This window comes from Mesorhizobium sp. SP-1A (genome assembly GCF_032460275.1).
In the GTDB taxonomy this organism is placed as follows: Bacteria; Pseudomonadota; Alphaproteobacteria; order Rhizobiales; family Rhizobiaceae; genus Mesorhizobium.
On record NZ_JAVXZD010000001.1, the window covers coordinates 229,854 to 241,855 of the forward strand.

A 12,002-nucleotide genomic window follows, 5' to 3' on the forward strand; every position below is an offset into this window, starting at 1 on the left:
GACAGGAGTTCAGACCATGAACTGGATCACCAATTTTGTTCGTCCGAAGATCAATTCGATGTTCGGACGCCGCGAAATGCCCGAGAATCTCTGGGTCAAGGATCCGGAAACCGGGGAGATGGTCTTCCACAAGGACCTGGAAGACAACCAGTTCGTCATTCCCTCCTCCGGCTATCACATGAAGGTCGCAGCGAAGGAGCGGCTGAAATTCTTCTTCGACGACGGCAAATATGAGCTGATCGAGAACCCGAAGGTCGTTGTCGATCCGCTGAAGTTCCGCGACGAAAAGCGTTACACCGACAGGCTCAAGGAGGCCAAGACCAAGACCAGCCTCGAGGACGCGATCCTCAACGCCAGCGGCACCGTCGAAGGCGTTCCGGTGATCGTCACGGTGCAGGATTTCGCCTTCATGGGCGGTTCGCTCGGCATGGCTGCGGGCGAGGCGATCGTGCACGCCTTCGAGACCGCTCTGAAGCGCAAAAGGCCGCTGATCCTGTTCGCGGCCTCCGGCGGCGCGCGCATGCAGGAAGGCATCCTGTCGCTGATGCAGCTGCCGCGGACCACCGTCGGCGTCGATCGGCTCAAGGAAGTGGGCCTGCCCTATATCGTCGTGCTGACCAATCCGACGACGGGCGGCGTCACCGCGTCCTATGCCATGCTGGGTGACGTGCATATTGCCGAGCCCGGTGCGTTGATCGGCTTCGCCGGTCCCCGCGTCATCGAGCAGACCATCCGCGAGAAGCTGCCCGACGGCTTCCAGCGTGCCGAATATCTGATGCAGCACGGCATGGTCGACATGGTCGTGTCGCGGCTCGAGATGAAGAAGACCGTCGCCAATCTGCTCAAGCTGCTGATGCGGTTGCCGGAGAACGGCAAGCCGGTCGAACCCGAAATCCTGCCGCCGGTCGCGGCGCCCAAGCAGGAGTCCCGGCCGCAGGCGTAACGACCGTCCCTTCACTGTTCAGGTAGCCATCATCATGACAACGCTTGCCGCCGATCGTGAAATCGAGCGCCTGATGGCGCTGCATCCGAAAGGGTTCGATCTGTCGCTGGATCGCATCCGGCGCCTGCTCGAGCGGCTCGGCAACCCGCAGGACCGCATGCCGCCTGTGATCCACATCGCCGGCACCAACGGCAAGGGATCCTGCGCCGCGTTTTCCCGCGCGCTGCTGGAGGCAGCCGGCCACACGGTGCACGTGCACACCTCGCCGCATCTGGTCAACTGGAACGAGCGCTACAGGATCGGCGCTTCCGGCGGAGGGCGGCTGGTCGAGGATGATGTCTTCGCCGACGCCATCGCGCGGGTCGCGCAAGCCAATCGCGGCGAGACCATCACGGTCTTCGAAATCCTGACGGCGGTCGGCTTCGTGCTGTTTTCGGAGCATCCGGCCGATGCCGCCATCATGGAAGTGGGGCTTGGTGGCCGCTTCGACGCCACCAACGTCATCCGCCATCCGGCGGTGACGGTCGTCATGCCCGTCTCGATGGACCACGAGGCCTATCTCGGCGACCGCGTCGAACTGATCGCGGCCGAGAAGGGGGGCATCATCAAGGCCGGCAGCCCGGCCGTGATCGGCGCGCAGGAATATGACGCCGCGCGCGACGTTCTGGTCGCGACGGCCGAGCGGCTGGGCGCGCCGGTCTCCGTCTACGGGCAGGATTTCCTCGCCTATGGCGAGAACGGGCGCATGGTCTATCAGGACGGGGACGGCCTCATGGACCTCTCGCCGCCGCGTCTGCCCGGCCGCCACCAGTTCGCCAATGCGGCGGCCGCGATCGCGGCGATCAAGGCTGCAGGCTTCGACCTCACCCAGCGCGCGATGGATAAGGCCATGATGAACGTGGCCTGGCCCGGGCGCATGCAGAAACTGACGCAGGGCCATCTGGTCGATCTGGCGCCGAAGGGCGCTGAAATATGGCTGGACGGCGGCCACAACCCCGGCGCGGGTCTGGTGATCGCCGAAGCGCTCGCCGAGCAGGAAGAAAAAAATCCGCGTCCGCTGTTCCTGATTTCCGGCATGATCAACACCAAGGACCAGACCGGCTATTTCCATGCCTTCAAGGGGCTGGCCAAGCACGTCTACACGGTGCCGGTGAATTTCAGCGACGCCGCCGTGCCGAACGACGAACTCGCCGCGCGCGCCGCCGCAGCCGGGCTCTCGGCCGAGCCGGTCAATTCGGTCGCCAACGCGCTGCAACTGCTTGCCGAGACCTGGGACGGACTGCAGCCGCCGCGTATCCTGATCGGCGGCTCGCTTTACCTGGCCGGCTCGGTGCTGGCCGACAACGGCACGCCGCCGACCTGATCTCGCCGGTTATTTCAGCTCGATCTCGATGAAGGCATATTCGCCTTCATTGGCGTTGACGACGTCGTGCTCGACGCCTTCGCCGCGAAAATAGGGCACGCCCTGCTTCATGTCGGCGAAGCTCTCGCCGTCCTTCGTCACCAGCTTCAGCCGGCCGTCCATCAGCGGCACCACGACATAATCGTGGCCATGACGATGCCAGCCGGTGTTAGCGCCGGGCGCAAAGCGCCATTCGGTGACGACGACGCGCTCATTGTCGATGAAGGTGGTGGCTTTCGCGCTTCCGGTCATGCGGTTCTCCTGCGGCTTCACGGACAGACCATGCCCGATCAGGCCCGCGAGAACCAGCTTCGCGATTGGCACACCACGAAAAAGCCCGGCGCTTCGGCCGGGCTTTGTTCGGTGGTCAGCGGCAGACGGTCAGGCGACGGCGCCATTGATCCAGTGCGACAGCGCGGTCTTGGGCGCCGCGCCTACCTTGATGTCGGCCACTTCGCCGCCCTTGAAGATCATCAGCGTCGGGATGGAGCGCACGCCGAACTGCGCGGCCAGTTCCGGATTCTCGTCGATGTTGAGCTTGGCGACCTTCACCTTCGAGCCGAGTTCGGTCGCGATCTCGTCAAGCGCCGGTGCGATCATCTTGCAGGGTCCGCACCATTCCGCCCAGAAGTCGACCACGACCGGCTCCTTGGCTTCGAGCACGTCGGTGCGGAAATTGCTCTTGTCGACCTTCACGGTGGCCATGGAATATTCCTTTCGGGTTTGATTGCCGCACCAAATGTGGTGGTATTTATGCGCTCATTCAAGCAGGTCTTGTGTCACGATGCGTTGAGTCGGGCAAGGGCGTCGGCCAGCCGGTCCGCCGGCAGCTCGATCAGGCGCGGCGCCTCGGTGAACAGGAGTGCTGCGCAAATCTGCCTGCCCGGATAAAGCGGCGCAAGCAAAGCGCGGTAGAGCGCAAGCTGCAATATATAGGCGTCGGGAACTTCGGCAAGGGAAGCCGGCGCGGGCCGGTTGGTCTTGTAGTCGACGATCATCACCTTGCCCGGCGTCACCGCCAGCCGGTCGATCTTGCCGGAGACGCTGCGTTTCTTGCCGCGGATGTCGATGCTGCCGGCGATCGACACCTCGGCGCGCGAACCGGACCCGAACAGCGGCGCGAAGTCCTGGTCGGAAAGGATTTCGGTCACCGAAACCAGCGTCTTGCGGCGTTCGGCTTCATGCCAGCCGGCGCCGGCGCGCGCCAGATAGCGTTCGGCGGCCGCCATGCGGTCCGCTTCGTCCAGTCCCGGCAGCATCTGCAACAGCTTGTGCGTGGTCAGCCCGCGCTGGATGGCGAAAACGGGCTCGTCCACGGCGTCCAGAACAGGCGAACGCGTGTCGGTCGAGGCCTCCTTTGCGTCCTCGATCAGCGCGGCGGCCCCGGATGGCGACAGCGGGCGCGGCAACTCCTCCGTGACCGTGAATTCCGCGAAGAGGCTGGCCGGCGGCGGTCCGAACTCGGCCCGCACGCTCGTTTCCACCGCGGTGGCGGCAAGCGGAGGGAAATCGGAAACCTGGAAGCGGTGGACAGGCTCGCCGCTGACAGGGTGCGTGACCTCCCGCGTTTCCGGAGCGGCGAGCAGCGCGCGCGAAACCAGGGAATGCCACGTGCCCTCGTTCGGCGCCCGCTTGCCGTGGTAGCCGCAGACGATCAGCCGGTCTTCGGCGCGCGTCATGCCGACATAGAGCAGGCGGCGGTATTCGTCGTCGGCCAGGTCGCGCGTCAGCGTGGCCACGCTTTGCGACATCTCGTTGGCGACGTCGCTGCCGGCGCGCCACAGATAGCCTCTGCCACGCCAATGGCGGCCGGAGCCTTCGAACGGCATGAGCCTCGGCAGGTGCTGGTCGCTGAACGGAGCAGCACCGCTGTCGACGAGGAACACCACCGGCGCCTCCAGGCCCTTGGCGGCGTGCACGGTCATGATGCGCACCTCGTCGCGGGTCTGGTCCATCTCCCGCTTGATCTCGGGCCCGGCGCTTTCCAGCGTGGAGAGGAACGGCTCCAGGCCCGGCAGCCCGGTGCGCTCCTCGGCCAACGCGAAATTGAGGAACTCGTCCAATATGTCGCCGGCTTCCGGCCCGAGCCGCGCGATCATCTTCCGGCGCACGCCGTCCCGCGCCAGCACCGAAGCGTAGAATTCGAAGATGGGCTTGAACGCCGCCTCGTTGGCCCAGGCATCGAGCTGCTTCACCACCGCCGCCAGGATCATGTCGTCTCGCGCCTTTTCCCGCAGCGAGGCGATCAGCGAGACGCCGCGCGCACGTGCGGCGGCAAGCTGGAACAGCTCCTCCTCCGCAATATCGAAGACCGGCGAACGCAGCAGCGCCGCAAGGGAAAGATCGTCCTCCGGCTGGGCGATGAAGCGGCCGAGCGCCACGAGGTCCTTGACCGCGATATGGCCGGGCAGGCTGAGCCGGTCGGCGCCGGCCACGGGAATGTTGCGGTTCTTCAGGCTGCGCGACAGCGCGTGCACGAAGCGGTCGCGCTTGCGCACCAGCACGACGATGTCGCCGGCCGCCAGCCGGCGGCCCTTGCCTTCGATGGTTTCGCCGCTTTCCAGCCAGCCCTGGATGGTCGCGGCGATGGTTTCGGCCAGCCGCACGGCCGGGGCGCTGGCATGATTGACGGGCAGGGCCCAGTCGTCCGGCTCCTCCACCGCCTCGGCGCCGACCGAGGGCCAGACCTCGACATAGCCCGGCGCGTCGTTGCGGATGGCCTTGTGATCGAGAGGGTCGGGATCGTGGCTGATGCCGCGCCGCATTGCCGGATCGGCGAAGACGCGGTCGACCGCCTTCAGCACGTCATCGGTGGAGCGGAACGACCAGGTGAGCTTGAGGTCCGCGAAGCTCGCCTCGGCGCCGCGCACGCGGGTGGCGAATTCAAGTCGGTTGTCGTGGAAGGAGTCGGGGGCGGCACCCTGGAAGGAGTAGATGGACTGCTTCTCATCCCCGACGGCGAACATCGTGCGCAATACGCCGTCGCGCGCGCCGAGGCCGGAGAAGAATTCTTCCGCCAGCTTCTTCACCACCTCCCACTGGTCGGGGCTGGTGTCCTGCGCCTCGTCGAGCAGGATATGGTCGATGCCCTGGTCCAGCTTGAAGCGCACCCACGGGCCCGCGTCGGTGCGGTCGAGCAGCTTGACGGTGCGGGTGATGAGGTCGTTGAAGTCGAGGAAACCGCGCCCGCGCTTCAGCTGTTCGTAACGGGCGATCAGCCAGTCGGCCACCGTCAGCGCGGCACGCGTGGCTTCCAGCATGCGCAGGAGCGCGAGCCGGTCGCTGGCCTTCATCACCGTGGCGGCGGCCGCCAGATAGCGTTCCGGCAGGTCGGGCAGGGCTCCGAGCAACGCCTTGGAAAATAGCCAGTCCGGTTTGTAGGGCTCTCCCTTGCCGCTCAGAAACCCTTTTCGAAGCAACGCCAGCCGGCGTACGGGATCGGCCTCGGCAAAGGCCGGCCCGGTCCTTGAAACCATGTCCTGCGCACGGGCGGCGCCGAGCCTTGCTGAAGTCGTTCCTACGACTGCGAAATAATCCGGCTCGAAGCCGGGCAGCGGCCAGGCGGCATCCGCGACCGTCTCGGCGGTTTCCCGCGCGCCGAAGCCGAATTCCTCGAACAACGGGCGAAAGCCCTGGCCGTCTCCGCCCGTCGCGTCGATGAACCCGCGCAGTCCGTCGCGCTTGCGCATGATCTCGGCAAGCAGGTCGTCAAGGCCCTTCTCGCCGCCACGCTCCAGCACGGTGGCGAAGGCCTCGGCCAGTTCCGGGCCGTCGCTGCCGGCGCCGGTGATCATGTCGCGGCGCGCGGCGGCCAGCAGGGCCTGTTCCATCTGCGGATCCAGCATCTCGAAATGGGCGGCGATGTTGGCTTCCAGCGGGAACAGGTGCAGCACGGATTCGCAGAACGCGTGGATGGTCTGGATCTTCAGGCCCCCGGGCGTCTCCAGCGCCTCCGCAAACAGGCGTCGCGCCCGACGCATCGTCTCGCGGCCGGGGCGGTTGCCTTCCAGCGCTTCGATGCGTGCGGCAAGCGTCTCCTCGTCCAGCGCGGTCCATTCCGACAGCGTCGAGAACACCCGGTTCGACATGTTGGCGGCCGCCGCGCGCGTATAGGTCAGGCACAATATCTTGGCCGGGTCCGTGCCGCGCAGCAAAAGCCTGATGACCCGCTGGGCCAGCACATGCGTCTTGCCCGATCCGGCATTGGCCGACACCCAGGCCGAATTGGCGGGATCGGAGGCCCGCGCCTGGCTGGCGGCGGTGTCGAAGGGAATGGGATAGGCCTTCTTCATGCCTCGCCCCCTTCGTCCTCGCCGTCCCCGCCGGCAGACCATTCCAGCACACGGGCGAGATGGTCGTAGTCGCCGTCGGTTTCGCCCTCCCGGAAGGGGATCGCGCGCGACAGATAGCCCGCTTTGGGATCGTGGTAGTGGACCAGCAGCTTCTCGAGCCGAGCCCAGGCTTCCTCGGAAAGATCGGCGGCGGAACGGGGCTTGCGGTTATAGTCGAGGATGGAGTCTTCGAAGACTTCGCCGTTCGGCTTCAGCCGCACGAAGGCCAGATCCGAAGGCTCCCGCGCGCCGAGGTCGCGGAACGCGCCGCGTTTGAGCAGCGCGCCTTCCAGCGCAAGCTGCGGCGCGAGCAGCGTATGCGCCTGCGCCTTGGAGGGCGAGGAGCCGGTCTTGTAGTCGAGTATGTCCGCCATGCCGCCGGCCAGCAGGTCGACGCGGTCGGCATAGCCCGACAGGGTCACGCCCGACGCCCCAACCGGGGTCTTGTCCGCGCGCGCTTCGGCATGGCGCCGGGCCACTGCTGTGGCGCGGCTACGTTCCCACTCGATGATGCCGGCCGCCAGCTTTTCGAAACGCGGCCACCAGACCGCCTCGACATCCGCCGGCAATTGCGCTTCGGCGAAACAGTCGCGCCCTGCCGCGAGCAGCGCCTCCAGCGCTTGCGGCGCGCGCGGATCGGCGAGCTTTTCGGAGAAGCGATGCAGGATGGCGTGGAACAGCGTGCCGCGCTCGGCCGCGCCGGGATCGCGGATCATCGGCTCCAGCGGCATCAGTCCGAGGATGCGGCGCGCATAGATCGCATAGGGATCGCGGCGCAGCGTCTCGATCTCGGTGACGGAGAAATGGCGGGGCCGCACGGCCAGCGGCGGTTTCGGCTGCGGGCGCGGGGCGAAATCCCGCTTCTCGCCCGCATCCAGCGCGCGCGCCCAGGAAAGCAATTCCTCGCCCCGACGGCGCAGCCTGTCGGCTTCCTCCCTGCCGATGAAGGTCGACAGGCGTTGCAGCCAGCGCGACGGCACTGCCGGCGCATCGCCCGAGCGGGCTGCGCGCGTCAGCACCACCTTGGGCGCGCCCATCGCCAACTGGAAGTCGTGCGCCGCCAGGCCGATGCGGCGCTCGGGCGGTTCAAGGTCTATTCCGGTTTTCATCAGCCGCGACATGAAGCGGCCGCTCTCGGCCTTGCGCGGCCACACTCCTTCGTTCAGCCCGCCGATCACCAGCGTGTCGACCTCCTGAAGCCGCGCTTCCAGCGCGCCCCAGATCGAGATGGCGCGGTCGGCGCCGCGGGCCGGCTTCACCGTCTCGGGAGCGATCAGCGCGTCCATGACGGAAGGCCATTCCTCGACGTCGATGGGGAAGGAGGCGGATGCCGCGACGAGCCCGCGCAGCAGCTCAGCCAGCTTTTCGCCGGCGTCGCCTTCGTAGAGCCTGCCTGGCGAACCGTCTTCGGCCCGCCCGAGAGATTCCAGCGCCTCGACGCTCGCCCGCACCAGCGCCGCGATCTCCACCTGCTGCTGGCCGCGCAACGCGGTGAGCGGGGTGACGGCGGCGGCGAGCTTGCCGAGCATTGCCCGGGCTTCTTCGATCCTCCCTGCGGTCAGCCGCGGCAGCCAGAACGGCGGACGGGTCTCCTCGCTCTCCTGCGTGAGCCGCCTGTCGAACAAGTCTGCGAGCAAGGCGATATCGGGCCGTCCCGTGCCGCCGCGCAATGCCACCAGTTCAATCGACTCGGCGGCACGCCGCACGGTGGCGCGCTCCAGCCCCAGCCCGAGCAGCGGGTGTTTCACCAGCGAAAGCAGTGCCACCGGGTCGCCCGGCCGGAAAGCGGTCTCCAGCGCCAGCCGCAGCAGGGCGGCGGGCGGCGTGGTGGCGAGCGGCGTGCCGCCTGAATCGTCGGCCCGCACGCCGAAGCGGAGCAGTTCGGCCGAGACCCGCCGCGCCAGCGCCCGGTCGCCGGTCACCAAGGCCGCCTTTCGTCCCGGAGCCTGCACCGCTTGCCTGAGCGCGATCGCGATCGCCACCGCTTCGTCGTGCTCGTTGGCGGCCTCGACCAGTGTCACGCCCTCCAATGCGGCGGAAATCGCCGCATCCTCGAAGCGCGCGCGATTGGTGCTCCACAGTTCGGTCGTATCGGCCGGGCGCAGTGCTTCCGCCACCAGTGCGGCCCGCCGCGCCAGCGCCTCCCCGACCGCGCCGATCTCCTCGATCTCGCCGCGCGCCACGCCGATGCGGCCGATCAGCTTGCCGAGGCCGTATTGCGGATGGCCGAGCATCGCCGGGCGCACGTCCGATGCCGTGATGGCGGCGAAGGAGGCGTCGTCCATCATCTTGTCGAGCCCCGGCACCACCACCGCGCCGTTGGGCAGGCTGGCGATGGCCGCCAGAAGCTCTGCCGTGGCGGGGATGGAGCCTGTTGAGCCGGCGGCGACGACCGGGCCGGCCGGCGGATTGCGCTTCAGCCGCGCCGCCTCGAGCCGTATCAGCGCGCTGCGATGGGCGGCCGGATTGGAGCTATCGCGCTCGGAAAGGATCGCCGGCCAGTTCTCGGTGACGATCTTGAGGAAATCCAGCGTCACCTGCCACCAGCCGGCGAGATTGCCTTCGACCAGTCCTGCCAGCCTCGCCCAATCCGAGCCTTCCGTCTCCACCTCGTCCATCAGTTCGGCGAGATCGCGGGCCAGCCACACAGCGTCCGCGGCGGAAGCCGGAACCACCATCTCCTCCTCGAACAGCGCGGCGACATGTGCCGGAAGCCGGCGCTTCCAGGCGCGCACCAGCGGGGCGAGCAGCAGCAGCCTTTCAATGGCGGAAACCGGCGGCGCAAGCGCCAGCGCGGCAGCGCTTTGCGGCAGGTCGGCGTCGAAGGCGGCCTCATCCTCGTCGAATTCGCCGAGCGGCCGGATGACCGGCAATATGGCCGAACCGCCGCCGAGCAGTTCGACAAAGGCGGCGCGCAGGGCGCGTGCGGCACGGCGCGTCGGCACGTATATGGTCGCATCGGCCAGCGCCAGCGGGTCGCCGTCGTGACGGAAGCCGGGCACCAGGCGGCCGTCGAGCAGCGCCCGCGCCAGGGTCGGCAGGAACGGCGCGCCGGTGGAAATGGAAAGGACGCGGTGCGCGCCGCTCATGTCGCTCCGGCGAGCGCTTCGGCCACGGCGGCTTCGGCCGGCGGCAGGGCGTCCGGCGTGCCGACCGTTATCCAGCGCCCGCGCATGGCCATGCCGAACAGCCGGCCGGCCGCGATCGCCTCGTCGAAATAGCGGTTGAGCGAAAGCGGCCCGGCGGGCGCGCCGGTGAAGATGCGCGGATGGATGATCGCCGCGCCTGCGTAGATCAGGCCGGCCGGATCGCCCTTGGCGCGCCGCAAGGCGCCGTCGCCGGCCATGAGGAAATCCGTGCCGCCGCTATGTCCGGTCGCCGATTCGAGGTCCGCCAGCATGAGCAGAATATCCATCCGCGCGTCGTTCCATGCAAGCGCGAGACGGCGCAGGCTGGGCGTGCCTTCATCGATCCAGAACGTATCGGCGTTGATGACGAAGAACGGCCTGTCGCCGAGTTCCGGCAGGGCTTTGACGATGCCGCCGGCCGAATCGAGCAACCCGTCGCGTTCGTCCGAAATGACGATGCGCGGGGCCGTTCGCCGCTCGACATGGGCGACGATCTGGCCGGGAAGATAGTGCACGTTGACCACCGCCTTCTCGACGCCGGCGCGGGCGAGGCCGTCCAGCCCCCAGTCGAGCAGGGTCTTGCCGGCTACCTTCACCAGCGGCTTGGGCAAGGTGTCGGTGATGGGCCGCATGCGTTTTCCAAGGCCCGCGGCCAGCACCATGGCGGTCTTCGGCGCATCGGTCATAAAGAGCGCTCCTCCAGCAGTCCGTGCGCTTCATATAGGTCGCGTAGACCGGCGAGCGCCGGATGCGCAAGGGCGCGGCGCAGATAGTCGCGGATGCGCGGCAGATGTTTCAGATAGGCGGGCTTGCCGTCGCGACGGTCGAGCCGCACGAAGATGCCGAGGATCTTGGAGTTCCTCTGCGCGGCCATGATCGCGTAGGCCTCGCGGAAGGCGTCTTCGTCGAACGCGCCGGCGGCATGCCGCGCGGCGATATAGGCGTCCACGGTCCGGCGCTCGATCTCGACAGGCACGGTCACGCGCGCGTCCATGGCCAGCGACGCCACGTCATAGGCCGGCGGGCCGATCAGCGCGTCCTGGAAATCGATGATGCCAAGTCGGTCGTGACCGGCGCGCTCGCCGCGCCAGATGATGTTGGGCGAATGGAAATCGCGCAGCATCAGCGTCGTCCCGCGCCCGTCCAGCCGGTCGAACAGCCTGCCCCATTCCAGGCGGTAGGCCGCGCGAAGCTGCTCGCTTGCCGGGTCTCCGGCGACGGCGGGCACATACCAGTCCAGTAGCAGATCCGCCTCGATCGTCATGGCGCCGCGGTCGAAGGGCGGCACGTCGTGGAAAACGCCCGGCGCGGCCGGCAGATGATAGGACCATTTCCGGTCATGCATCGCAGCCAGCAGTTCTGCGGCGGCCGTATAGCGCTCGCCCACCGGCTTTCCCTCGACCAGGAAACCTTCCCGGCCGAGATCCTCGATCAGCAGGAAACCCCGGTCGAGGTCCTGCGCATGGATTTCAGGCACGCTGACGCCGGCAGCCATCAAGGCTCGGTCGATCGCCACGAAGGCCGCGACGGTGCGGGCCGTATGCGCAATCTCGGCATAGGCCTTGCCGTCGCGCACGGGCGGACCGAGCACCAGCGGCGGCGCGTTCATGGCGATGCGGTCGGCCTCGCCGGGCAGCGACACGGTTTCGTAAGCGCGCGCGGAGGCGTCGCCCGTCAGGTATCTCCGCGTCGCCTCGCCCCAGCCGGCGGTTGCCAGAAAATCGCGCAGCGCCAGTGAGCGGGAAACGCGTTCGAAAGCCGCGCCCACGCCGGAAATCCGTGCCAGGCGGCCCTCGTCCCGATGCGAAAGCTCGATCACGACGGCTTGCGGCGGAAAACGGTCGGCGGCGCGCTCCGGCCATTCCACCAGCGCCGCACCTTCCGCGACCGCTTCCTCGAAGCCCAGTTCGTCCAGCTCGCTCGCGTCGCCGAGGCGGTAGAGGTCGAAATGATGCACCGGCAGCCGCGCCTCGTAGCTCTGCACCAGCGTGAAGGTGGGGCTGGGCACCTCCAGCTTCTCGTCGTCGGTGAGGGCCCGGATCAACGCCCGCGCCAGCGTCGACTTGCCGGCGCCGAGGTCGCCTTGCAAGGCGAGCACGTCGCCGGGCCGAAGCGCCATGGCAAGGTCTTCGCCCAGCCGCCCGGTCGCCGCCTCGTCGGGCAGAAAGCGTTCCACCGCCGTCTGTGCCATCGGACGT

Annotated in this window: 8 protein-coding genes; 2 read left to right on the forward strand and 6 right to left on the reverse strand. The window is 67.8% G+C overall.

The window, feature by feature from the left end; all coding sequences use genetic code 11:
* The first annotated feature begins 16 nt into the window (after window positions 1-16).
* Both accD and QU595_RS01080 read left to right on the forward strand, forming a co-directional pair.
* Complete coding sequence (accD, locus tag QU595_RS01075) at window positions 17-943, forward strand: acetyl-CoA carboxylase, carboxyltransferase subunit beta (RefSeq protein WP_315918369.1); 927 nt, start codon at window positions 17-19, stop codon at window positions 941-943.
* A gap of 34 nt (window positions 944-977) precedes the next feature.
* Entirely contained in the window at window positions 978-2,306 is a 1,329-nt protein-coding gene (locus tag QU595_RS01080) for a folylpolyglutamate synthase/dihydrofolate synthase family protein (protein ID WP_315918370.1), read from the forward strand.
* 9 nt (window positions 2,307-2,315) lie between these two features.
* Here QU595_RS01080 and QU595_RS01085 read toward each other — a convergent pair whose 3' ends face one another.
* The 6 genes from QU595_RS01085 to tsaE all read right to left on the reverse strand — a co-directional run bounded on the left by QU595_RS01085 (window position 2,316) and on the right by tsaE (window position 11,995).
* Window positions 2,316-2,597 (reverse strand): cupin domain-containing protein, encoded by a 282-nt coding sequence (locus QU595_RS01085; protein ID WP_315918372.1) that lies wholly within the window; start codon window positions 2,595-2,597, stop codon window positions 2,316-2,318.
* Window positions 2,598-2,726: 129 nt separating this feature from the next.
* Window positions 2,727-3,050 carry a thioredoxin gene (gene trxA, locus QU595_RS01090; protein ID WP_315918373.1) on the reverse strand — a complete coding sequence of 108 codons (324 nt, stop codon included), beginning with the start codon at window positions 3,048-3,050 and terminating at the stop codon, window positions 2,727-2,729.
* A gap of 74 nt (window positions 3,051-3,124) precedes the next feature.
* Complete coding sequence (addA, locus tag QU595_RS01095; protein WP_315918375.1) at window positions 3,125-6,637, reverse strand: double-strand break repair helicase AddA; 3,513 nt, start codon at window positions 6,635-6,637, stop codon at window positions 3,125-3,127.
* Window positions 6,634-9,765: a double-strand break repair protein AddB gene (gene addB / locus QU595_RS01100; protein WP_315918376.1), complete on the reverse strand. Its 3,132-nt coding sequence runs from the start codon at window positions 9,763-9,765 to the stop codon at window positions 6,634-6,636. The genes addA and addB overlap by 4 nt, the downstream gene beginning before the upstream one ends.
* A complete protein-coding gene (locus QU595_RS01105; protein WP_315918378.1) occupies window positions 9,762-10,490 on the reverse strand; it encodes a nucleotidyltransferase family protein in 729 nt (242 codons plus the stop codon). The genes addB and QU595_RS01105 overlap by 4 nt, the downstream gene beginning before the upstream one ends.
* A complete protein-coding gene (tsaE, locus tag QU595_RS01110; protein ID WP_315918380.1) occupies window positions 10,487-11,995 on the reverse strand; it encodes a tRNA (adenosine(37)-N6)-threonylcarbamoyltransferase complex ATPase subunit type 1 TsaE in 1,509 nt (502 codons plus the stop codon). Before tsaE ends, QU595_RS01105 begins: the two co-directional genes overlap by 4 nt.
* Window positions 11,996-12,002: the final 7 nt, after the last annotated feature.